Genomic DNA, 22,559 nt, shown 5'->3' with positions numbered 1-22,559 from the left:
CGCCGCGGAACGACGGCCTGGCAGACTGACTGCTGAGGGTTGGTCGTGGTCCGGTTACTGTGGTCGGAGTGCTCGCGGCGCGGGACGGACGGGTCTGCGGGCAGTCGCGGCCGCTTCGAGCGGCCGCACTTCATTTGAGGCGAGCTGCGCAACGCAGGAGGGCTGTACAGCAAATGGTGTTCGCGTTGGGGTTCGTACTGTTCGCCCTCGGCATCACGATATCGATCGCGCTGCACGAATGCGGGCATATGTGGACCGCCCAGTCCACCGGCATGAAGGTGCGGCGCTATTTCATCGGCTTCGGACCCAAGGTGTTCTCCTTCCGACGCGGTGAAACCGAATACGGCCTCAAGGCGCTCCCGCTCGGCGGCTTCTGCGATATCGCGGGCATGACCGCGCTGGACGAACTCGCGCCCGAGGACCTGGACCGCGCCATGTACCGGCAGGCCACCTGGAAGCGCCTGGTGGTGATGTTCGGCGGGATCGGGATGAACTTCGTACTCGGCTTCATCCTGCTGGTCGTGCTCGCGGTCGGCTGGGGCCTGCCGCGCTTCGACCAGCCGCCCGCCACCACCATCGGCGCCATGAAATGCGTCGCCCAGCAGAATCCGGATAAGACGCTGGCCGATTGCGCGGGCACCGGCCCGGCGCAACGGGCCGGTATGCAGCGCGGTGACGTGGTGCAGGCCGTCAACGGCGTGAAGGTGACGACCTGGCAGCAGTTCACCGCCGAAACCCAGAAGCAGACCGGTCCGTTCAGCTACACCATCGAACGGGACGGGCAGACCGAGACCATCGAGGTCACCCCGGAACGCGTCACCCGCTATCCCGACGACGGCGGTCCGGGCCGCGAGGTCAGTGCGGTCGGCGTCGGCTCGGAGTACTACGAACCCCTGCAGTACAACGTGCTGGCCGCGATTCCGGCCGCCGGCGCCTACACCGGGCAGATGTTCGTGCGCACCGTCGAATCGCTGGCCCAGATGCCGCAGAAGGTCTCCGCGCTGTGGACCGCGGTCACCGGCGGCGAGCGCGATCCGGAGACCCCGGTCAGTGTCTACGGCGCGAGCAAAATCGGCGGCGAGACCGCGGAGCGCGGACTGTGGGGCGTATTCATCCTGGTGCTGGCCAGCCTGAATTTCTTCCTCGGCGCGTTCAATCTGTTGCCGCTGTTGCCGCTGGACGGCGGGCATATCGCAGTGGTGCTCTACGAGAAGATCCGCAATACCGTCCGTGGCTGGAAGGGACTGGCACCGGGGGGACCGGTCGACTATCTGAAACTGCTTCCGGTGACCTACGTCGCAGTGGTGATCGGTGGTGCCTATATGGTGCTGACGCTGGTCGCCGACATCGTGAATCCGATTCAGTTGTTCCGCTGACGCGCTAATCTGTCGCGGTCGTCCCGTGCTAAAAGCCGCGAATGCCGGATTGCTGGCATTTCGGGACAGGTGTGTGTCATGACCCATGTCATGGCCGTCACAGGGTGAGCGGTCGCGCGACGCGGCTAAGCTCGGTAGGCGAACGGCCAAATAGAACGTACGAAAGAACGCACGAAAGTAGGCAGCCGAAAGTGACCAGCACAATCGGATTGGGGATGCCGACCGCACCCGCGGCCGTTCTCGCGCCTCGACGCAAGACCCGCCAGTTGATGGTCGGCAATGTCGGCGTCGGCAGCGATCACCCGATTTCGGTGCAGTCGATGACCACCACCAAGACCCACGACATCAATGCCACCCTGCAGCAGATCGCCGAGCTGACGGCCTCGGGCTGCGATATCGTGCGCGTCGCCTGCCCGCGCCAGGAGGACGCCGACGCACTGGCGACCATCGCGCGCAAGAGCCAGATCCCGGTCATCGCGGATATCCACTTCCAGCCGCGCTATATCTTCGCCGCCATCGACGCGGGCTGTGCCGCCGTGCGGGTAAACCCCGGCAATATCAAGGAATTCGACGGACGCGTCGCCGAGGTCGCCAAGGCCGCTGGTGCGGCGGGCATCCCGATTCGTATCGGCGTGAACGCCGGTTCGCTGGATAAGCGGATGCTGGAGAAGTACGGCAAGGCCACTCCGGAGGCGCTGGTCGAATCGGCGCTGTGGGAGGCGAGCCTGTTCGAGGAGCACGGCTTCGGCGATATCAAGATCTCGGTCAAGCACAACGATCCGGTGGTCATGGTCGAGGCCTACCGGCAGTTGGCGGCCCAGTCCGATTACCCGCTGCACCTCGGTGTGACCGAGGCCGGTCCGGCGTTCCAGGGCACGATCAAGTCCGCCGTCGCGTTCGGCGCGCTGCTGTCCGAGGGCATCGGCGACACGATTCGGGTGTCGCTGTCCGCGCCGCCCGCCGAGGAGGTCAAGGTCGGCGGGCAGATCCTGCAGTCGCTGAACCTGCGCCCGCGCAAGCTCGAGATCGTCTCCTGTCCGTCCTGCGGCCGGGCCCAGGTCGATGTGTACACCCTGGCCAACGAGGTGTCCGCCGGGCTGGAGGGCATGGAGATTCCGCTGCGAGTGGCGGTGATGGGCTGCGTGGTGAACGGGCCCGGCGAGGCGCGTGAGGCGGACCTCGGCGTCGCTTCGGGCAATGGCAAGGGCCAGATCTTCGTGAAGGGGCAGGTCATCAAGACCGTGCCGGAGGCGCAGATCGTCGAAACGCTGATCGAAGAGGCCATGCGCATCGCCGAGGAGATGGGCGAGGAAGTCGGCTTGGGCGAACCCGTCGTCACGGTTGGTTAGTTCGGGTTCCGAGGTAGCCGTACCACATCCGGCCGATTCATGGCAGGCTGTCGATGTGCGGAGTCTGCTGGAGCCGACGCGACGGGCCAAGGATGCCCCCGCGCGACAGCTCGCCAATCGGGATCTGGCACAGGTGCTGCGGGTGCTCGACAGCGATCCGATCGCCTCGTGCATGGTGGCGGCTCGGCTGCAGGAATTCGGCTTGGATACCGGCCCCGGACACGGCGAACTGTGGAGCCGGGGTGGTCCGGCCGAATCGCTGTGCTTCTCCGGGGCGAATCTGGTGCCGTTGCGCGGCGATGAGAATGCGTTGCGCGCGTTCGCGACGCGAGCGGTGCGCTGGCCGCGGGTGTGTTCGTCGGTGGTCGGCCGCCAGGAGCTGGCGCTGCCGCTGTGGGAGATGTTGTCCGCGCACTGGGGACCGGCACGGGAGCTGCGCGGTGCGCAGCCGCTGCTCGCCCTCGCACAGCCCGCGCTGGCCACCGCCGACGCGCAGGTCCGGCGGGTCCGCCCGGAGGAGTTGGAGCGCTATCTCAACGCGGCGATCGCCATGTTCATCGAGGAGGTCGGGGTCGACCCGCGCGCCGGTGACGGCGGCCGCGGCTATCGGCGCCGGATCCAGAGCCTGATCGAATCCGGCCGCGCCTGGGCGCGTTTCGAGGACGGCGAAGTGGTGTTCAAGGCCGAGGTCGGATCGCTGTCCCGGCGCACCGGGCAGATCCAGGGCGTCTGGGTGCATCCCGAACGTCGTGGCGCCGGACTCGGCACTGGCGGCACCGCCGCCGTGGCCAATGCGGTGGTGGCCTCGGGACGCACCGCCAGCCTGTACGTGAACGACTACAACAAGATCGCCCGCCGCGCCTACAGCCGCGTCGGATTCCGGCAGATCGCCACCTTCGCCACCGTGCTGCTCGACTGAATACGGCGTGTCGAACATCGGTGTGCCACAGCCGCTTGCTCACCGTTGGCTATACCATCGGTGCCGATGTCGACTCGCATGTTTCTCACGCTGGCCGTCGCGGCGCTCGCGGCGGCGGGAACCGGCTGCTCGGCCAGCCCGCAGGGTCCGGTGCCCGCGGCCGACGCTTTCCTGGCCGCCTTCGCGAACCGTGAGGTGGATGCCGCGGCCGAACTCACCAGCCAGCCCGAGAAGGCAACCGCCGCACTGCGTTCCGCATGGGATCAACTGCAGGCCCAGGAGCTGATCGCGCATACCGGCGCGGCCAGGGTCACCGGCGATACCGCGACCGTCGACTACACCTACCAGTGGCGCCTGCCCAAGGACCGGATCTGGAAATACACCGGCCAGTTGCAGATGGGCCGCAGCGACGGTCGCTGGATGGTGCGCTGGACCTCCTCCGATATCCATCCCAAACTCGGCGACACCCAAACCATGGCCCTGCGCGCCAACCCGGCCCCGCGTGCGCGGGTGAACGAGCAGTCCGGTAGCGATGTGCTGGTGCCGGGCAAGGTATCTCGGGTCGCGTTCACCGTGGCCTCCGCACCGGACCCGGGCTACACGGCGACCGCATTGGCGGCGGCGCTGAACCGCTTCGACGACCGGCTCACGCCGGCGGCAATCCTCGGTTCGGCGCATGCCGCGAAGGGCGCGTACACCGTCGCAGTCTTGAGCGAGCACGAATACGACGAGGTGAGTGCCGATCTCATCGGTCTGCCCGGGGTGACGCTGACCCAGCAGTGGGATCTGGTCGCCACCGACCGCGATTTCGCGCCCGATCTGCTCGCGCAGGTGCGCAAGACGGTAATCGCCGAAGTGGACGGCAAGGCGGGCTGGAGCGTTGTCACCATGAACGCCAATGGCGCCGACACCGACGTACTCACCGAAGTGCCCTCGCAACCCGCGCCGTCGTTCTCGCTCAGCGTCGACCGCAATGTGCAGAACTCCGCGCAGCGCGCCGTCGACGGACGCCAGGAGCAGACCATGATGGTCGTGCTGCGGCCCTCGACCGGCGCGATTCTCGCTGTCGCACAGAACAGAGCGGCCGACCGCGACGGTCCGGTGGCGACCATCGGCCAGTATCCGCCGGGCTCGGTATTCAAGACGGTGACCGCCGCCGCCGCGATGTCGGCCGGAAAGGCAACGCCCGAAACGATTTTGCCGTGCCCGAGCCGAATTGTGATCGGGGAGCGGACAATTCCCAACTACAACCTCTTCCAGCTCGGTGATGTGCCGATGGCCACCGCCTACGAGCGGTCCTGCAATACCGCCTTCGCGCAGCTGGCCAGTGAGCTGCCGGGCGATGCCCTGCACGACACCGCCGCGAAACTCGGTGTGGGACCGGGATATACGGTCCCCGGCCTGCCGACCGAATCGGGTTCGGTGCCACCGGCCGACGATATGATCCAGCGCACCGAGGACGGTATCGGGCAGGGCAAGGTGGTGGTGAGTCCATTCGGCATGGCGCTGCTCGCCGCGACCGTCGCGCACGGCTCGGCGCCGGTGCCCTATCTGATCGCCGGACGTACCACCGAGATCAAGGGTGATCGTCCGGCGATCGACCCGCAGGTGATCGACGGGTTGCGTCTGATGATGCGCAAGGTGGTCACCGGGGGTACCGCCGAACGCATTGCCGACCAGGGCGAGGTGTACGGGAAGACGGGCGAGGCAGAGGTCGACGGTGGATCGCATTCGTGGTTCGTCGGCTACCGCGGGGATATCGCCTTCGCGACATTGCTCGTCAAGGGTGGCAGTTCGGATCACGCCGTCGCGGTGACACGCGACATGCTGGCGGCGCTGCCCGCAGGCTATTGACCACTGGCGTTCTCCGGCGGCGCTGGCCGCTCCGGCATCTCGTAACGCAATGTGGTGGAACCGATTCGGATGACATCGCCGTCCGAGAGCGCGGTATCGGCGCCGATCGGCACGCCGTTGACGTAGACGCCGTTGGCCGAATCCCGATCCCGGATGAAGATCCGGTTGTCGCGCGGCAGGATGCGCGCGTGTTTGCGGCTGACCCGGGCGTCGTCGAGCACGATGTCGTTATCCCATTCGCGACCGATCCGCAGCCCGATCGCCGGAATGGCGATCGCCTCACCGTCGCCGACCCGCAGCCAGGCCTGGCGCAGCACATCGGGCAGATCGCGTTTCGTCGCGCCGGGCGAGGAGGAGACCGTCGGCAGCGCCTGCTGGCTGCGGATCGCCTCCTCGAGCGCCAGGGTGCGCGGATCCGGATCGATGCCCTGCTGATCGGCGAGATTGCGGCGGATGCGCAGACAAGCGGCAAGCGCGTCGGCCTGGCGGCCCGCGCGGTACAGCGCGGAGATCAGTAGTCGCCAGAGCCGTTCGTTCACGGCGTGTTCGGCGGTCAACGCGGTGAGTTCGCCGAGCACGGCCCCCTCGCGACCGCATGCGATATCCGCGTCCAGGCGGTCGGCGATGGCATTCAACCGGCGTTCGTCCATATCGGTGGCGAAATTGTCGGCGAAGCGCAGGCCACGCAGCCCCGCCACCGCCTCACCGCTCCACTCGGCGAGCGCGTCGGCGAAGCATTCGGCCGCGGTTTCCAGATCGCCGGTGGTGAAGGCCAGCGAGCCCTGGGTCCTGGCCCGCTCGAAACGGCCGACATCGCACTGGTCCTCGGTGATATCCAGGAGATATCCGGCGTGCACGGTGCGCAGGACGGCCCGGTCGTCGAATCCGGCAGAACGCAGAATGGTGCGCAGATTCGAGATGTAGGCGTAGAGGCCGTCGACGGAGCGATTCGGCCTCTCGTCATCCCAAATACTGTTCGCCAGTGTGGTTTTCGCGACGGCATTGCGGCGGTTGATGACGAGCATGGCGAGCAGGGCGCGGAGTTTGGCGCCGGGCAACGGTATCGCGTGATCGTCGACCAGCAGGCGCACCGGTCCGAGCACTCGAAGATCGAGCGCCGGTCGATTCGAGCCCGCAGAGCCCACCTGATTCCCTCCGAACGCACTCTGCTTCCGGACCGCCGCTGCCCACGGCGTTTCGCCGACGGAAGCCGCACGCGCTGGATTCAGCATACGCACCGAAGCCGGTTGTTGTCCGTGGTGACCCGTCGCGACTACGCCGTGGGCGAAATGATTACTCGCCGTGCCGAATTCGGCTCCATAATGTGAGTCGTCCACCGCGGCGGTGGACCTCGTTTGCGATCTTGCTGGAGTGTTGACCGGATGGACGATGTACTGCTGACCCCGCCGGATGCGGCCGAAGTCGCGCTGCTCGCGAGCGGTGTGGTGGCCGCGGCGGGCGGCGATGACGGGCTGACCCCGCTGCAGCAGTTGCTGATTCCGTCGTTGTTCCTGTCGATGACCGGCCATCGGGTCGATCTGGAGACGCTGCGGCCCATCGATGCCGAGACCTTCGCGGACGGGCTGGCCAGGCGCAACCGGATCTTCCGGGAGCGGATCGTGCAGACCATGCTGCTGTCCGCGCTGGTGGTGCGGCCGTTGCCGCCCACGGTCGCGACCAAGCTGCGGGAGTTCGCCGACGCGCTCGAGGTCGACGACGACATGATCGCGGTGGCACAGAAGTACGCCGAGGGCGCGATCGAACTGGCCGCGGTCGACTTCGACCGCAACGGCTACCTCGGCGGACTCGATCCGAGCCGGTTGACCGCACTGCACACCGAGAGCCTGGATTCGTCGTGGGGACAGGTCAGCGACGATCCGGCCTTGGCCGCGCGCTGGGCCACCCTGCGCGATCTTCCGGTCGGCACGCTCGGACGCGGCGTCGCCGATTTCTATGCCGACCGGGGCTTCGTCACCCCGGGCCGGCCGGGTTCGGCGCCGCCGCTGTTGGCCCAGCACGATTGGGTGCATGTGCTCGCCGGATACGGCACCACGCTGGAGAACGAGATCGAGGTGTTCGCGTTCATGGCGCGCGCCAACGACGATCCGCGCGCGTTCAGCCTGCTGGCCATGGTGATTTCCCTGTTCGAGACCGGCTATCTGCATGCGGGCGCGGGGTTGTTCGAGGCCAACGAGGGGCATCTGAGCACCGCGGGGATGGCTACCCGCCTCGGCGATGCCATGCGGCGCGGCGCGCTCACCCACGGCAGCCACGACTTCCTGGACTTGGACTGGTTCTCGCTGGCCGACCGTCCGATCACGGTGGTGCGCAATGAAATCGGGTTGACGCCGAAGGGGGCCGAAGCGGTCGCGGCGGGTTCGGTGGGGGCTTGGGAGGCGGGCGGTATCACGCCGTACCAGTTGCATTCGGCCGCGACCGCCGCCGAGGCCGAAGGGCGGATCTATGTGCCCTGGCGTCCGGACCCGACCCGAGACTGACCCGGCTGGCAGCCGACCGGCCGGTCAGGCGCGGCGCAGCGTCGCGGCGAGGTGGTGGGTGAGTGGTTCGCCGACCGCCGCCATGCGCAGCGTGTAGTCGATGGTGTCCCCGGCCAGTTTGATCGAACGGCCGAGGGCGGTCACCACTTTCGCGGTGCTGCTGCGGCCGATGCTGGTCGATTCGAACTCCATACGCAGCTCACCATCGGTGATGGTGAGGCTGCCCTCGCAGATCTCGGTGATGCCGGTCGGGTGGGCCAGGATCAACTCGACGTGGTCCGGCCGCGGGCAACGCAGATAGCCGGTTTCGGCATGCATCGGCCGACTGCCGTCGGCGGCGCGGGTGCGCTGCCGGTAGGTGAGGAATGGTCGGCCGAGATGGCCGAACTTGATTTCCTCCACATAGTCGAAGGATTCGATGGTCGGGTACTCACCGTGCCCGGGACCGCGCCACGTGCCGAGTAGCCGTGCGAGCGGAGCGATATCGGGATGCGGGGCAACGGAAGGTTGGGGGGCGACCACGGGCGACAGCTTAAACCTGTCGATTGTGGGGTGTTCCGATACCGTCGAAATTCCGCCAAGCTAAGGTTAGCGTCGCCTAATCGCCAAATGAGGGTTGCGAAGGCTGAAAGGACGAAGAAGTTGAACGGACGCTGGAGTGAATTGCGCCGGGACGGTGCGTGGCGGTCGCGGACCCGCAATGGTCTGCTGCGCGCATCGGTGCTGGGTGCGGCCCTGGTCGTCGCCGCGGCATGCTCGGATTCGAAGTCGTCGAACGACGAAGTGCCTGCCCTGGACGGCAATCACTACGCGCAGACCAACCTCGCCGCCAACAAGGCCGAATACAAGGCGCAGTACACCTTTCCCGACCTGGTGAACGCCTGGGGCCTCGCCGATCGCCCCAAGGGCGCGGGCGGGCACTTCTGGGTGGGTGCGGGCGGTAAGTCCTTCCAGTTCGTCGGCGATGTCAGCGCGTCCGCGGACCCCAAGGTGCAGAAGCTGTTCCAGGATCCGCTGAAGATCGTCACGATTCCGGGCGCGGACGCCGACACCTCGGATAAGAGCATCGGCAAGACCACCGGTGTCGTGTTCAACGGCGCGCCGATCACCTCGGATCTGTTCGTCGTGCGTGATCAGCCGGTGGAGGCGGACGGCGCGCCGCTGTTGCTGACCGGTTCGTCGCGGTTCATCTTCGCCACCGACTCCGGCAAGATCTCGGCGTGGACCGAACTCGGTCCCGAGGGGGCGATCGTCCGGCACGACGGTCCCGCGAATCTGGTCTTCGACGGTGAATCGCAGGGCATGGCGTTCTTCGGCATCGCGCTGACCCCGTCCGCCGATAAGCTGCTCGCCGCCGACTTCGGCGAGAACCCGCAGATCCGCACGTTCGACAAGGACTGGCAGCTGATCCCGACCGTCGGCTTCGCCAACCCCTTCGCCACCGGCGACCAGCTCGACCCGGCGGCACCGGAAAAGGGGAAGAAGCCCAAGCCCGGCGATCCGGCCCCGTTCAACGTGACCACCATCGGCAACCGTGTCTTCGTCTCCTACGCGGACACCAAGCCCGATGAGAAGGATGCGACGAAGTTCGACAAGGCCGAAGAGGATTCGCTCGACAAGGACCAGGAGAAGGACGCCAACGGCAAGCCCGCCAAGGGCAAGGTCGCCGAATTCGACGCCAATGGCAAGTTGGTTCGCATCCTCGACGACGGCGGGCGCCTCAACGCGCCGTGGGGTGTCGCGGTAGCCCCCGCGAACTTCGGTCCGCTCAGCGGCAAACTGCTAGTCGGCAACTTCGGCGGCCTCGGCCATGTGCTCGCCTATGACGACGCCACCGGCAAGTTCGTCGACTACCTGCGCGATGAGCAGGGTAAGCCGGTCGAGATCGCGGGTCTGTGGGCCCTGATGTTCGGCAATGGCGAAAGCCTCGGCGACGCCGACTCGCTGTACTTCACCGCGGGGCCGGAGGACGAGAAGGAAGGTCTGTTCGGCAAGCTGCGGCTGAAGTAGAGCTGCTGGTCCCGAAGGCGGTTCCCGGATATGCGCCGGGGACCGCCTTCGTCGTATCTATTCGGCGGTGGGTGTTGGGGTCCAGCGTTTGGACCAGTCCCAGAGGGGGCGCAGGGCTTCACCGAGTTCGAGTCCGGCGCTGGTGAGTTCGTAGGTTTTGTCCGGATTCTTGACGATCACGCCCGCGGTCTGCAGGTGTTGCAGGCGGGTGGAGAGCATGCTCGACGAGCAATTGCCCATGCGCCGGCGCAGTTCGAGAAAGCCGAGTCGGCCGGGTTCGAGTTCCCAGAGGACGCGCAGTATCCAGCGTTGGCCGATGAGGTCCATGGTCGCCAGCATGGGCGCGTGCGCCGGGTCGGCTCGGCCCCTGGATGGTTTCGCTCCGCTTGCACTTCTCATTTCGAACTACCATAGTGATTCTAAATTAGAAGCATTGTTGTGGGCTGATGAGCGAGAGGGAGACGGTGGGCGACTCGACGGGACGACGGATTGTGCTGATCACCGGTGCTTCACGCGGGATCGGGGCCGAGACCGCGCGGGCGCTGGCGGCCGGCGGTGATCACGTGATCGTCAACTACCGCGAGAAGCGCAAGCGCGCCCAGACGATCGTCGAGGAGATCATCGAGGCCGGTGGCAGTGCTTCGATCGCGGGTGCGGATATCGCCGATGCCGACTCGACCGCCGCGCTGATCGCCGGTGTGGTGGCGGAGTTCGGGCGTCTGGATGTGCTGGTGCTCAACGCATCCGGCGGACTCGAGCGCAATGCCGGTCCCGACTACGCGATGGTGCTGAACCGCGACGCGCAGGTCCGATTGGTGCGCCAGGCGTTGCCGGAGCTACCTTCCGGGGGCCGGATCGTCTTCGTGACCAGCCATCAGGCGCACTTCCACGGCCGCAAACCCGTTCCGGCAGATTACGAGCCGATCGCCGCGAGCAAGCGGGCGGGTGAAGATGCCTTGCGCGCAATGGTTCCCGAGCTGACCGAGCGGGGGATCGGACTGAATGTGGTCTCCGGTGACATGATCGACGGCACGATCATCGTGCGACTACTCGAACGCCGCGATCCCGACGCGGTGTCGGCCCGCCGCGATCACGGCGCACTCCCGACCATCGCGGAGTTCGCTGCCGTTGTCGCCGAAGCCGCAAGTGCCGCAACCGAATCCGGCCGCACTTTCTATGTCGGCGGTCCGGACTATCTGGCCGACGGCGCGCAGGACATCCCCGCGTAGCCGATGGCCCAGTGGTAGCGCTGAAGGATCCGGCGCGACGTTGGTGTGCGCGCCTCCTGCCCGGCGGTTCGCGCCTATCGAGGCTGGTAGCGCTGCCACAACGGGTTTATAACAAACTGACATCGGCGGTTTCCGGTTGTGGGCGCGCTTCCGGACCGATAATCGGGGGGTGGGGTGCGGTCGTGCGGTGCGGCAACGACGTTGCTGGTCGGGAGGTTCGCCGACGGTGGCGGATTCCGGCGTCGGCGGGAGGCCGAGATGAGATATGTCGGAGACAACCGGATGATTCCGGGGCGGGATCTACTGCTCGCCGCATTTCGCGGGCTCCCGCACGAGGATCACCCGATGTTGGAGGCGGCGGGCGAGCTGGCGCATCTGCACGAGATGCGCGAGCGCACGCCGGTATCCGAGATGGCCAAGCTGGACCGGCGGCGCGCCCAGCTGGTCCGGACGATCGATATCTGGGTGACGCTGGCGATGCCGGTTCCCGGCACCGCCGCCCAGCTGCACGCCGAGACCGTCGGTCAGATCGTGGATCGACTGGCCAGGATGACCGCGTTGGCGTTCGTCCCGCTCGCGCAGGCGCCCGAGGCCGTCTTCTATGACGCGTGGGTGCAGCTCAACGAGCTGGCCGACGCCTACCAGGATCTCGTCGACGAGCTGCGCGCCGGAATTGGTCGGCTACCCGACGGCGGCTAACGGCCGCGCCCGAACAGGCGAAACGAACGGTCGCGGCGGCGCGGCAGCGTCGCGTAGACCATGGTCATATCGGCGAAGACCTCCGCGTCCCGTTCGCGGTCGGCGCCGAATTCATTGCGGCCCAGCACATGTTCGATGGAGGCCGGTGAAATGGAAGGCAGCAGTGCGGCCAGCTTCGGCGCGATCGGCGCGGCGGCATCGGTGTCCGCCCTGCCGTGTCCGAACAGCATGTGGCCGATCTCATGCAGGATGATGTGGTCCACATTGCGGTCGGTGGCCGAAGCGTCGTAGACGATGATGTCGTCGCGGCCGCGCGCCACCCAGAGTCCGCTACCGCGACAACCGATATCCGCTAGCGTGGCCGCGGGCACCGCCTGCAGCGAGATGGAACGGCCGCGGTGCGCGGCGACACTGGCGAGGTAGGCGGACAGATTCCAAGGACTGGGGAGGGGCACGGTCCGGGCGGCGTCACGGAAACGAGCTTCCATGCTGGTCATCGGGCCTCACCTTACTCACCCCGTGCGCGGTCGTCACCTCACGATTCGGACATTCCGCCGAGAGCGATAGCGACACGGCATCATTCGCGCATGCGCCGGGTGGGCGTGGTCGAAATAGGTTCTGGCCGAGGACATACACCTTGGTGCGGATTTTGTGCCCCCTCGGAGTCATCGTTCCGACACTCGGGGGCGGTATCGAAATGTGGTCGCGGCGACGAGATTTGACCACGCGATCGGCGCATGGTTGCGGTGGGCAGGGTGAAAGTGAGGGAGGGGACTGTGCGGTCTCGACCGGTGGAATCACGTATCGACGACGCGTGTGGGCGCGACATGGCGGCCCGGCCGCTGCTGTTGTCGGCCGCTCAGCGCGGCGCCTGGCTCACCCCGGCCAGGTCGGCGTCGATCTCCACGGTCCGGTACATCGAGAAAGTCGGCGATCTTGCTGTCGATGTGCTGGGCGAGGTCGGCCTGCGGGCTGGTCGCGAGATCGGCGCCGATCCGGCCGCGCGCCGCATCGGACCGCTCGATCCGCGCACGCCGGGCGAGTTCGGCCCGACGTCCGGCCGGTACGTCGATTCATTTGAGCTCAACACTGCGGCGGCGCTCCGCGAGAGCCGCACGGATGCCATCGTGATCGACGGCGACTGTCTGGAGTGCCTGACCGGCGCCAACAGCGCCTCGGCACGGATGGTGTCCGGCTATCGGCCCACTCGCGGCCTGATGTCCTGCACAGCCGCCCAAGAGCCCGACGCCACGGCCGAGAACGTTCCGGGCGCCGCGGCGCTGGCATCCGCAGGTCAACGGCGGCATTTACCCCCATGCGCTCGGCGCCATCCACGACGAGATGACGGCTCCAGGGGTGCTGCCGGAGATCGCCGCCATACCGGAGCGGCACCAAAAGCTAGACCGGCCACAGTTGCGTGCGAGATGCTTAGAACAGCCGATTCCCCGCCAACCGACACAGTTGACGCGCACGATTGGAGCGTGGAGATGATCGAGCGGAGCGAGCGAACATCCAGCGCGGCCATCTCGATGGCCATGCCGGAGTCGAGCGGCAGCGAGGTTCAGGCATGAGTATCGGCAGCGACATGGGGTCGACCACCCTCGGTGCGGAAGTCGGTGGCGAGGAGCTCCGCCGACTGAGTAGCGAGCGGCTGGTGGACGCGCCACCGCCGCGCATGTCGACCGTGGCGCAATGGTGGGCGCTGACCTGGCGCATGGTCCGGCCGTCCTGGCGCAATGGCGAACTGTTCACCGCACTGCTGGCGCCGGTGGTCTTCACCCTCGGCTTCTACGTCCCGCTGAAATTCGTAATGACGGTGCGAGCCGACTATCGGGGCGGGCTGAGCAGCTTCGCACAATTCCTCATGCCCATGATCGCCATGCAGGCGATCGCCTTCTGTGCCATCACGGCCGCATTCCGAGCGGCCGCCGATGCCAAGGACGGGCTCAATGTGCGGTTCGGATCGATGCCGATGTTTTCGTCGGTGCCGCTGGCTGCGCGAGTCACGGTCGGGCTGTACCGGGCCGGGGTCGCGCTGGCCGCTGCGCTGGTATGTGGCCATGTGATCGGCTTTCACTTCTATGGGAGCTGGTGGGGCACAATCGGTTTCATCGCGTTCGCGATGCTGATCGCACTGGCGCTGAGCCTGGGCGCCGATCTACTCGGCAGTCTGACCAAGAGCCCGGAGGCGACCACCCAGGCGCTCATCCTGCCGCAGCTCATCCTCGGCATGGTCTCCACCGGATTCGGCCCGGTCGAGAAGTTCCCGCACTGGATCCAGGGATTCGTACGCGTCCAGCCGGTTACGCATTTCGTGAACGGGCTGCGGGCGCTGGCCGGTGATCCATCGGGCAACGCGGGCGTGATCGGCTGGTCGATCTTCGGCCCAGCGCTGGCCTGGACGCTCGGCCTCGCCGTGGTGTTCGGCGCCGGGGCGGTATTCATTTCGATGCGGAGGTCGTCATGACTCAGGTACTGACTACCCACCGGGAGTTGCCCACGGTCACCGACTGGACCGAGACCTGGCGTTTGCTGATCCCACAGACGCTGATCCAGACCAAGCGGCTCTTGGTGCGCTGGTGGCGTGATCCGCTGACCGTCGTGCAGTCGCTCGTTTTTCCCGCGCTGCTGCTGATCGTACTGAATGTCGTTCTCGGAAGCCGGATTACGGAGACATCCGGTGGGGTGAGCGCGCTCTACGGTTTCGTGCCGATGGCGGCGCTGGTCGGCGTGATGTCCGGTTCGGTGGCCGGCGCCATTACCCTCGGCCGTGAACGCGACGAGGGTCTGCTGGCCCGTTTCTGGGTACTGCCGGTGCACCGCGCGTCCGGACTGGCCGCGCGCATTGTCGCCGAGGGGATCCGGATCCTGCTGTGCACGGTGGTGCTGTTCGCGGTGGGTGTGGCGCTCGGCTTCCGGTTCAAGAAGTCGCCCCTCGCCGGTATCGCGCTGTTCGGGGTGCCGCTGTTATTCGGCCTCGCCTTCGCCACCATGGTCACCGCAGTCGCCGTGTTCAGCGCGAAAGCCGCACTGGTGGAGGCGGTTTCGCTCGGCTCATCGCTGATGATGTTCTTCAGTACCGGGTTCGTGCAGCTGGCCTTCTTTCCGCGGTGGGCCCAGCCGATCGTGCGTCATCAGCCGATGTCCTATGCCATCGACACCATGAAGGGGCTATCCCTGGGCGGTCCGGTGCGCGGGCCGCTGCTGGGAACTATCGCCTGGTCTATCGGCGCGATCGTAGTCTTCGCGATTCCCGCGGCGGTGGGTTATCGGCGGGCCAGTCGCAGCTGATCAGCGCATCTCGTCGGAAGCTTGTGCGATAAGTGCCATGGAATCGCGCGGGCTCAATGCCATGGCCCGCAGCTGGTCGAAAATGATCCCGAAGCGGCGGATCTGCGGATGCCCCTCGATCAGCTGATCGCCCGCGATGCCCTCCACGTAGACCAGCTCCGGATCGGCCGGATCCTTGAAGTCCAGCAGGGTGAACGCACCGGCCATGCCGGGATGTACACCGGCGGTGAACGGAAGTATTTGCAGGATAACGTTTTTCATCTGGGAATCATCAATGAGCCGCTTCAGCTGCCCCTTCATGACATCGGCCCCGCCGACCTGGCGCCGGATCGCCGCCTCGTCGAGCACCACCCAGAGCTCGAGCGGGTCGGGCTTGGTGAGGTGCATGGCCCGATCCATCCGCGCCCGCACATTGTGCTCCGCCGTGGCCGTGTCCAGCTTCGGCATATTGGTGTCGATCACCGCCTCGGCGTACTCCGAGGTCTGCAATAGCCCTGGGATGTAAGAGGTCTGGTAGTGCCGGGCCGAGAGCGCCTCCGATTCGAAGTTGATGTAGGCCGCGTGCACCTCGGTCAGCGTCGCCTCGTAGGGCCGGGACATGCCGGGTTTGAGTGCATCCGACAACAACTCGAGCGCATCCGCGCGCTGCTGCTCGGTGACGCCGTAGAGATCCAGCATCGCCATCAGCGTGCGCCGCTGCGGCCGCGCCTGTGCCGTCTCGATTCGGTACAGCGTGGTGATATTTATCCCGGTCTTGCCGCTGACCTCTTCTTTGCTGAGTCCAGCGTGTTCGCGCATCTCGGTCAGCAGCACCGAGAGCCGCCGCAAACCGGCCGTGAGGACTGTGCGCTTGCCTGCCATAGCGCAGAGAATACCGCCTTTGCCAGCACGGAAGTTCGGAGTTTTCGGTGCGAGAAGGTGACGAATTCGAGGGTGCGTGGCCCCCACTTTCGCAGGGGACTTTCGGCAAGCTCGGCGCGATATGCCCACGGTGCCGACGAAGGTGTGCGAGGCGACCGAAAGAGACTGATCGGTATTCTTGGTGATCGGCTACGGTCGTGGCCTGCCATTGCGATCCGATGAGCGCTTCGATATCGCCCAGTTCGCCGACGATGCCGCCGCGGTACTCGACGCACTCGGCGTCGACCAGGTCGTGGTCTGCGGCTACTCGCTCGGCGGGCCGGTCGGGCTGGAATTCGCTCGGCGCCACCGGGATCGGGTGGCGGGTCTCGTATTCGGCGCCACCGCACTGTCTTTCGACAGCCGCGCGGACAAGATGGGGCGAATCGCGTTTCGCGCTTGTCCTCGATCGCCGGATTGCCCGCCGCCGCCGTCGTCACGGCCCGTGACGGCGCCGTCCCGCCAAAGGATCAGCGCGAGTTGGGCGAACGACTCGGCGCGATGGTGATCGAATTGGATGCCGGGCACGAGGTCTTCCTCACCGATCCCGACGCCTACGTCCGTGCGACACTCGCCGCTATCGAGCAGGTGCTGCGGAGGGCGTAATCACCCATCGTCACCGCGCTCACGCCCGCATGGCAGACGATCAGCACACAACTCTCAGCGGTCGACTCGGGCCATTGACAAAGGCCGAATTCACAGGAAATTCATCTGCGGCTAAACCGCCGACTACATCGAGACGCCGATGACGTCACCGGCATCCTGAATGCTTCTGCGGGACTTGAACTTCGATGCATGCCAGGGCTACCACGAAAACCTGGCAAACCACGTTCGGAATGCGGGAGTCGCTGTACCCTGCGCGGGTTGCTGCGGCTCGGCCTCGGCGTGCCACAGCTGACCGCGACGGACTCACGGTCGGCAGACTGAGCCGTCGCACCGATAGTGAGCTGCGGAAAGGCCGGGCAAAGTCAGCGGCGACACCACGCCCGTGACACATTGGTCGAGCGATACCGGTCGGTTGATCGCTGCACAGCCACGAGTGTGGGGGTAATTGTGGCACAATACCTTTCGTGTCTTATTCGGCTCATGGCAACTCTTCGGCTCCGGTGGGGTCGCGGTTTGGAGTGAGCACACGGCCGAATGAGCAGGACGCACAGATCGCTGAGTCGGCGGCCGAGATCGTCGAGCCGCAGCGTCGGCAATGGCCGAATTCGCAGGGTCTCACCGGCATGCCCGACAATGCCCGACGGTCCTGCGCCACACGGACATTCGACGCGCTGGCTACCGCGAGCTACCTCGCCGCGGCCCGGCGCCCGTCCACCGCCGACAGGTTGGCAGAGCGCCACCGCCAGTTCTGTGAACGCGATATCCGCTTGGCACCCGCAACCGCGCGGTGCATCCAACTCTCGACAGGTCGATCCTCCGGCCCCTGTGCCCCCGGTTTCCGGCGGCTCCCACACGCGGTGAAGGGCGGTTGGAGCTGGTAGCCCGTGGGCCACCAGGGTCTGGGTATCAAGGGCCGCATTATGCCAAGTGGCGCAAGACAAGTCGCTTGGAATCGGTAATGAGTGGAAGGCGGAGTTATGGTTTCGCACGAGAATCTCGCGGATCTGCTGTTCGGCGATCGCCGCGCCGCGGCCCAGCGGTACAACAAGATATTCGGCGAGGCAGTATTCGACCAGGATTGGTGGGCTGCCACACAGAACCCGGGAAAGCGAGCATACACACGGTATTTGGAGCTTCTGCCACATCTTTCGGCCATCGATACCGTATCCGATCTGCGGGAACTGGTGACGCTGCATGAGCAGGCCACGGTCGTGGATCCGCACCTCGGCGCTCTGCTCACAGTCCAGATCAACCTCGTGCTCGGCACTCTGCTCGAGCAGCACTCACGCACCGGCGAGGTCGCCGCGGCTCTGACGGAGCTGTTGGAAGGGCGCGCCGTGGGCGCGTACTGCTTGACCGAGGTCGGTCATGGCAGTGACCTGCACAATCTGGAGACAACCGCCACGTACGATCCGTCCGATGGTGGCGGGTTCATCCTGCACACTCCGACGGATACGGCGATCAAGTTCATGCCCACCACCGCTCCGCCGCCGGTGGACGGCGTGGCACGGTTCGGCATCGTCTTCGCCCGGCTGATATTGGACGGAGCCAACCGCGGTAATTATCCGTTCCTGGTGCGGCTGGTCGACGCGGATGGCACGGTTCGCCCGGGTATCACCATTCGCCCCCTGCCCGACAAGCCGGGCCTGGGGATGGACAACTCGCTGACGCGCTTCGATCACGTGCGCTTGTCACGCGAGTCCCTGTTGTCGCACACCGGAACTCACATCGACCAGAACGGCCAGCTGGTCTCGCCTATCCCCGCCGACAACCAGGTATGGCGAGCGATCAGTCGAGTGCGGGTGGGGCGGCTGTGCATTTCGGCCATGGCCGCGGCCGTTTCTCGGGCCGCCCTGTCTGTTGCTGTACGCCACGCCGCCCAGCGAGAGATCGCGAGCATGGTCGGCGGCCGCATCCCGCTCGCACAGGTCCCGGCGCATCACGCACCGCTGTTGGATGCTGTGGCCGACACCTACGTCGCCACCGCGGCGGTGGAGCTCGCCCTGGACGCCTTCGTACAAGCCACCACCGAACAGGCCGACGAGCAGGGGCCACAGCTCACCGACCTGGTGTCGTTGACAAAGCATTTCGCCACCTCCACGGCACTGTGGGTGTGTAACGAGGTGCGCGACAGACTCGGCGCCCAAGGGGTATTCGCCCATAACAAGATCGTGGAGTTCCGCATGCTGCGCGACGCCGCGGCCACCGCCGAAGGCGACAGCTATGTCATCGCCCTGCAAGCCGCCTACCGGCGTCTGTCTCTCCCGGACCAGTGGACACCGGGGTGCTGGGACAACCTCGAGCCCTGCGATATCGATACGCCCGACAACTGGCTGGGTTGGATGGCCGCCCGCGAGCTCTACCTCCAGCACCGAGCGGCCGAGAAATACGCACAGGCCAGCGGTGACCGGCAAGCGCGCTGGGACAGCGTCTACGACCTGGCCCTGGCCGCGGCCGAAGCACACATCGCGCACCGGGCAGCACAGGCCCTGGCTGAACGCGCCAGCCGACTACCCGTCGGCTCCCGACAGGTGGCGGAGCGACTACTCGTCCTGTTCGCCATCCGCCAGTGCCTGGCCCACGGTGCGGATATGCTCCCCGATGGACCGATCCCCAAGACGCCGAAACCCCTGGCGGACATGCGCCGCCAGCTACATGAGCTGCTGGCTCCGCAACTGACCGAGCTCGTCGCCGCATTCGAGCTCGAGACCGGATCCCTGCGCACGGCGTTCGAATCGGATGATACGTATATCGCCCAGTGCGCGAACGCTCTGAGGTCGGTGGCTGTTTCGGGAACCAGAGGATAGACGAGCACCGCCGACCTCGGGGTGCTGGATCGACATCCCGAGGTCGGCGGCGGGTCTGGTCAGAAGATGTTCAGCGGGCGGGATTTCGGAAAGACGACGGGCAGTGACGCCAAGGACCGGTGGAAAGGCCCTGGACGCCAGACCAATTGTTCGGCCGGGCAGGCGAGCACCATTTCGGGTAGTGCGTCGAATAGCTGATCGATGGCGTTATGCGCCACATGGAACGCGACGTTCTGCGCGGGGCAGGTGTGCGGCCCGGTGCCCCACGCCAGATGCGAATTGTTGGCGGTGAAGTCCCCCACGATCGCGGGGTCGTTGTTGCAGGCCGCCATGCTGGTGACCACCGGCTGGTTGGCGGGCAACCAGATGTTGTCGACCTGGATCGGCTGCCTGGGGTAGGTGATGCCGAAGTTCGCCAGCGGCGGGTCCTTGAACAACATCTCGTTCAGCGCATCACGCGTGGTCAGCGCTGCCACCGCGGAGAACCGCTCGTCGGTGAGCATCAGCAGCAAGGTATTGGCGATCAGGTTCGTCAGCGGCTCGATCCCCGCGCCATAGATAGTGACCAGCTGATGGACGAGCTCCTCGTCGTTCAGTTCGGCCTGATGCTGCACCAACCGCGTGGTCACATCGTCGCCGGGCCGTTCCCGCTTGAGGTGCACCAGATCGGCCAGCGCACTGGCGAACAGCGCGCTGCCCTTTTCGGCGTCGTTGCCCTCGAACATCATGGCCATGCCATTGGCGACCTGCTGTCCGATATGCGCCGGGCAACCGGTCATGGTGTTGAGATAGGCAAAGGTGACCGGGAATGCGTACTGGCTGATCAGATCTGCCTGCCCGTCACCGCAGAAGGTGTTGACCAAGGGGATGGCCATCCGCTCGATGTCGGTGTGCAGGCTCAACAGGTCGATCTTGTCGATGCTGTCGACACTGGCCTTCCGAAAGCGCGCGTGTTCCGGTCCCGCACTGCGCAGAGCATTCGGGCGATGCTCCATCATCGGTCGTACCGGACAGTCGAGGGGCACGTCTTTCTGCCAGGCGCGCGGGTCAGCCGGAAAATGCGCGGGATCGTTGTTGATCCGTACGGCGGTGCTGTAGCCGATCACGAGCGTGGCCGGAATACCGGGCGACAGCTCGACCGGCGCCAGTGAACCGTACCGGTGGCGCATCTCAGCGTAGATACGATGTGGGTCGGTGGCGAACTCCGGCGTGTACAGCGGAATCGGAACCCGGTAAGGCTCGGTCGGGGCCGGTGCCCCTGGCCCGCCGGTGGGGGATTGGGGCTGGGGTTCATATGGTGTTGTCAATGACATGACTCCAGGTATGGAACAGGATTACGACGACGTGCTGAGTGATCTCGGGCAAGTGTCTGCGCCCCGAGTGCGGCGTTATAGCTCCCGTCGACGGACAGCGCGGATGAAATCCACACAAACGCACGACGTTTCGTACAAAGGCAGGTGCTTGTGCCGGAGTGAAGATCTGTTGCCCGTCATGCGACGGTGACCGGTACGGCCCTTGACGCGTGCTGAATTCTTGTGCTGATGCATCGGCCGGGTAGCGCGATCGTCAACCCCGACGGAGACTCGACACCGAGATGTCCGCACATAACAGGCTCCACGTCGGCTGATCATACCCACTGTCTGTTTCCCTTGTGCGCCAACCAGTTTGCCGGGAGTCGGGTTGGGTGCGGTGGGCGTATGGCCTGCCGACGGTCCAGAGCGGTGGTCGACTGCCGCTGACCTCCCGGACCATGAGGTTGTGCATGTAACCGCGCGTCGCGCTGAAGGATCAGCGCGAGTTGGGCGAACGACTCGGCGCGACGATCGAACTGGCCGCTCGGCATGAGGTCTTCCTCACCGATCCTGACGTCTACGTCGGTGTGTCGCTCGACGCTATCGAGCCGGTGCTGCGGACGGGGTAATCGACCGGCATACCGGAGTGCTTCCTGCGCAATATTTTCTGGTCGACCAGGACGAATGGACCTGACATTTCGGCCTCACGGACCGTTTCCAGCCGCGAACCGGGTTGCGAGGATCGGGTCTATCGAGAGTTTCCGGCGACGCGGTATCCCGATGTCCTGCTTCCGGACTGGTGGCCGAGGACGAATCGGCGACGCGTTGCACACCTGTCGACAATCGTCGCTCGGCGTTGCGTCGCAACACCGGAGATCGCCGACGGGGAGGTGGCAAACACTTGGCCATCGGTCCAGATCCAGGGCGATACGGCAGCGTGAAAGTCGTTGTCACTAAGCGGTTGTGGGGGCAATGCTCGGTCAGCAGATCGTTACCCGCAGCAATGAGAACGCACTCTTGCGTTCTTGCATCTGTAAGAGCATGATCCAGCTACGCTAGTTGTGAAGAACCGATCCGATGACCGGGATTACCGAATCGAGAGCCAATCATGTTGGTACAAAGCGCGTTGGTGTCGGGTGAATTCGGGGTGTGGCGGTGAGCGCGCCGACGGTAGGTGTGCTGCCGACCGCTCCGCAGATTTTGTGTGCATTTCAGGGGCGCCGTTTCCAAGATCTTGAATTGTTACGTTCCGCGCACGCGCTGGCCGAGCTACATGCACGCCGTGCGCAGGTCCGCGATATGGACCTGGTAGCCGAAATTGATTGCCGGCGTACTGAACTCGTCGACGATATCAACGAATGGATTGCGCAAGAGGTCCCGCAGCATCGCAACGGCGCTTCGCTACATACCGAGAGCCTCGGTTCGGTGGTGGATCGGATGGCGCGCAGCTGGGTGGAGGCCAACACGGCCATCGATGTCGACGGCGCGCGCAGTGACAATACCCATAAACACTGGTATCACCTGGCAGAACTCGTTGACGGCTACACTGATCTGGTAACCGACGTGGCCGGTGGCCGCCGCCGTTTGCCTGAACAGTGAACTCCTGACGGCGACCTTCGTCCGCAATAGTGACACTGCCCCAACAGCGTCACTGCCCTATCGGCGACTTCCCGGGTTCGCGTTATCCGACCAATGACCCTTCCCGGGCAGTAACGTCGCCGAAACAGTG

At 65.7% G+C, this 22,559-nt stretch carries 22 protein-coding genes; 16 read left to right on the top strand and 6 right to left on the bottom strand.

The genetic code is table 11. The annotated features are described in order from the left end of the window. The first annotated feature begins 173 nt into the window (after positions 1 to 173). The 4 genes from ACHQ4I_RS19555 (at position 174) to ACHQ4I_RS19540 (ending at position 5,498) form a co-directional block, all read left to right on the top strand. Positions 174 to 1,376: a M50 family metallopeptidase gene (locus tag ACHQ4I_RS19555; RefSeq protein ID WP_420773225.1), complete on the top strand. Its 1,203-nt coding sequence runs from the start codon at positions 174 to 176 to the stop codon at positions 1,374 to 1,376. Positions 1,377 to 1,567: 191 nt separating this feature from the next. Next, positions 1,568 to 2,725 carry a flavodoxin-dependent (E)-4-hydroxy-3-methylbut-2-enyl-diphosphate synthase gene (gene ispG / locus ACHQ4I_RS19550; RefSeq protein WP_420773224.1) on the top strand — a complete coding sequence of 386 codons (1,158 nt, stop codon included), beginning with the start codon at positions 1,568 to 1,570 and terminating at the stop codon, positions 2,723 to 2,725. Between the two features lie 55 nt (positions 2,726 to 2,780). Continuing rightward, complete coding sequence (locus ACHQ4I_RS19545) at positions 2,781 to 3,644, top strand: GNAT family N-acetyltransferase (protein WP_420773223.1); 864 nt, start codon at positions 2,781 to 2,783, stop codon at positions 3,642 to 3,644. A gap of 66 nt (positions 3,645 to 3,710) precedes the next feature. Then, positions 3,711 to 5,498 carry a penicillin-binding transpeptidase domain-containing protein gene (locus ACHQ4I_RS19540; protein WP_420773222.1) on the top strand — a complete coding sequence of 596 codons (1,788 nt, stop codon included), beginning with the start codon at positions 3,711 to 3,713 and terminating at the stop codon, positions 5,496 to 5,498. On the opposite strand, the gene ACHQ4I_RS19535 is transcribed toward ACHQ4I_RS19540, so the two are convergent. After that, a complete protein-coding gene (locus tag ACHQ4I_RS19535; RefSeq protein ID WP_420773221.1) occupies positions 5,492 to 6,601 on the bottom strand; it encodes a BTAD domain-containing putative transcriptional regulator in 1,110 nt (369 codons plus the stop codon). The genes ACHQ4I_RS19540 and ACHQ4I_RS19535 overlap by 7 nt on opposite strands. Positions 6,602 to 6,880: 279 nt before the next feature. Between ACHQ4I_RS19535 and ACHQ4I_RS19530 the strand changes: the two genes are divergently transcribed. Beyond that, entirely contained in the window at positions 6,881 to 7,996 is a 1,116-nt protein-coding gene (locus ACHQ4I_RS19530; protein WP_420773220.1) for a hypothetical protein, read from the top strand. 24 nt (positions 7,997 to 8,020) lie between these two features. On the opposite strand, the gene ACHQ4I_RS19525 is transcribed toward ACHQ4I_RS19530, so the two are convergent. Continuing rightward, on the bottom strand, positions 8,021 to 8,518 hold the full coding sequence (locus tag ACHQ4I_RS19525; protein ID WP_420773219.1) for a peroxynitrite isomerase: 498 nt from the start codon (positions 8,516 to 8,518) through the stop codon (positions 8,021 to 8,023). Positions 8,519 to 8,701: 183 nt separating this feature from the next. Between ACHQ4I_RS19525 and ACHQ4I_RS19520 the strand changes: the two genes are divergently transcribed. Further along, positions 8,702 to 10,006: a TIGR03118 family protein gene (locus ACHQ4I_RS19520; RefSeq protein WP_420773371.1), complete on the top strand. Its 1,305-nt coding sequence runs from the start codon at positions 8,702 to 8,704 to the stop codon at positions 10,004 to 10,006. A gap of 57 nt (positions 10,007 to 10,063) precedes the next feature. On the opposite strand, the gene ACHQ4I_RS19515 is transcribed toward ACHQ4I_RS19520, so the two are convergent. Continuing rightward, entirely contained in the window at positions 10,064 to 10,405 is a 342-nt protein-coding gene (locus ACHQ4I_RS19515; RefSeq protein ID WP_420773218.1) for a winged helix-turn-helix transcriptional regulator, read from the bottom strand. A gap of 47 nt (positions 10,406 to 10,452) precedes the next feature. Here ACHQ4I_RS19515 and ACHQ4I_RS19510 point away from each other — a divergent pair, with 47 nt between their 5' ends. Both ACHQ4I_RS19510 and ACHQ4I_RS19505 read left to right on the top strand, forming a co-directional pair. Continuing rightward, entirely contained in the window at positions 10,453 to 11,235 is a 783-nt protein-coding gene (locus ACHQ4I_RS19510; RefSeq protein WP_420773217.1) for an SDR family oxidoreductase, read from the top strand. A 258-nt stretch (positions 11,236 to 11,493) separates the two neighbouring features. Continuing rightward, positions 11,494 to 11,934, top strand: a complete 441-nt coding sequence (locus ACHQ4I_RS19505) for a DUF4254 domain-containing protein (protein WP_420773216.1) — start codon at positions 11,494 to 11,496, stop codon at positions 11,932 to 11,934. On the opposite strand, the gene ACHQ4I_RS19500 is transcribed toward ACHQ4I_RS19505, so the two are convergent. Further along, the gene (locus ACHQ4I_RS19500) at positions 11,931 to 12,431 is read right to left on the bottom strand and encodes a hypothetical protein (protein WP_420773215.1); all 501 of its coding nucleotides are present in this window, start codon (positions 12,429 to 12,431) and stop codon (positions 11,931 to 11,933) included. The genes ACHQ4I_RS19505 and ACHQ4I_RS19500 overlap by 4 nt on opposite strands. 294 nt (positions 12,432 to 12,725) lie before the next feature. Between ACHQ4I_RS19500 and ACHQ4I_RS19495 the strand changes: the two genes are divergently transcribed. The 3 genes from ACHQ4I_RS19495 to ACHQ4I_RS19485 are packed head-to-tail and all read left to right on the top strand — an operon-like array spanning position 12,726 to position 15,225. Continuing rightward, positions 12,726 to 13,505, top strand: coding sequence for a hypothetical protein (locus tag ACHQ4I_RS19495; protein ID WP_420773214.1), 780 nt, complete (start codon positions 12,726 to 12,728; stop codon positions 13,503 to 13,505). Beyond that, positions 13,502 to 14,401 carry an ABC transporter permease gene (locus ACHQ4I_RS19490; RefSeq protein ID WP_420773213.1) on the top strand — a complete coding sequence of 300 codons (900 nt, stop codon included), beginning with the start codon at positions 13,502 to 13,504 and terminating at the stop codon, positions 14,399 to 14,401. The genes ACHQ4I_RS19495 and ACHQ4I_RS19490 overlap by 4 nt, the downstream gene beginning before the upstream one ends. Next, a complete protein-coding gene (locus ACHQ4I_RS19485; protein WP_420773212.1) occupies positions 14,398 to 15,225 on the top strand; it encodes an ABC transporter permease in 828 nt (275 codons plus the stop codon). The genes ACHQ4I_RS19490 and ACHQ4I_RS19485 overlap by 4 nt, the downstream gene beginning before the upstream one ends. Here the strand turns inward: ACHQ4I_RS19485 and ACHQ4I_RS19480 are convergent, their stop codons facing one another. Next, positions 15,226 to 16,086 (bottom strand): helix-turn-helix domain-containing protein, encoded by an 861-nt coding sequence (locus ACHQ4I_RS19480; RefSeq protein ID WP_420773211.1) that lies wholly within the window; start codon positions 16,084 to 16,086, stop codon positions 15,226 to 15,228. 181 nt (positions 16,087 to 16,267) lie between these two features. Here ACHQ4I_RS19480 and ACHQ4I_RS19475 point away from each other — a divergent pair, with 181 nt between their 5' ends. The 3 genes from ACHQ4I_RS19475 (at position 16,268) to ACHQ4I_RS19465 (ending at position 19,538) form a co-directional block, all read left to right on the top strand. Further along, positions 16,268 to 16,633, top strand: coding sequence for an alpha/beta fold hydrolase (locus ACHQ4I_RS19475; protein ID WP_420773210.1), 366 nt, complete (start codon positions 16,268 to 16,270; stop codon positions 16,631 to 16,633). Next, positions 16,606 to 16,731 (top strand): hypothetical protein, encoded by a 126-nt coding sequence (locus ACHQ4I_RS19470; RefSeq protein ID WP_420773209.1) that lies wholly within the window; start codon positions 16,606 to 16,608, stop codon positions 16,729 to 16,731. Before ACHQ4I_RS19475 ends, ACHQ4I_RS19470 begins: the two co-directional genes overlap by 28 nt. Before the next feature lie 977 nt (positions 16,732 to 17,708). Beyond that, positions 17,709 to 19,538, top strand: a complete 1,830-nt coding sequence (locus ACHQ4I_RS19465) for an acyl-CoA dehydrogenase family protein (RefSeq protein ID WP_420773208.1) — start codon at positions 17,709 to 17,711, stop codon at positions 19,536 to 19,538. A 59-nt stretch (positions 19,539 to 19,597) separates the two neighbouring features. Here ACHQ4I_RS19465 and ACHQ4I_RS19460 read toward each other — a convergent pair whose 3' ends face one another. After that, positions 19,598 to 20,851: a cytochrome P450 family protein gene (locus ACHQ4I_RS19460; protein ID WP_420773207.1), complete on the bottom strand. Its 1,254-nt coding sequence runs from the start codon at positions 20,849 to 20,851 to the stop codon at positions 19,598 to 19,600. Between the two features lie 485 nt (positions 20,852 to 21,336). On the opposite strand from ACHQ4I_RS19460, the gene ACHQ4I_RS19455 reads away from it, so the two are divergent. Next, positions 21,337 to 21,459, top strand: coding sequence for a hypothetical protein (locus ACHQ4I_RS19455; RefSeq protein ID WP_420773206.1), 123 nt, complete (start codon positions 21,337 to 21,339; stop codon positions 21,457 to 21,459). 610 nt (positions 21,460 to 22,069) lie between these two features. Beyond that, entirely contained in the window at positions 22,070 to 22,429 is a 360-nt protein-coding gene (locus ACHQ4I_RS19450; protein ID WP_420773370.1) for a DUF4254 domain-containing protein, read from the top strand. Positions 22,430 to 22,559 lie beyond the last annotated feature (130 nt).

Source organism: Nocardia nepalensis (assembly GCF_048910785.1).
Classification (GTDB): domain Bacteria; phylum Actinomycetota; class Actinomycetes; order Mycobacteriales; family Mycobacteriaceae; genus Nocardia; species Nocardia nepalensis.
Note: the sequence above shows the minus strand (reverse complement) of the source record. Positions and strands in the feature narration are given on the sequence as shown.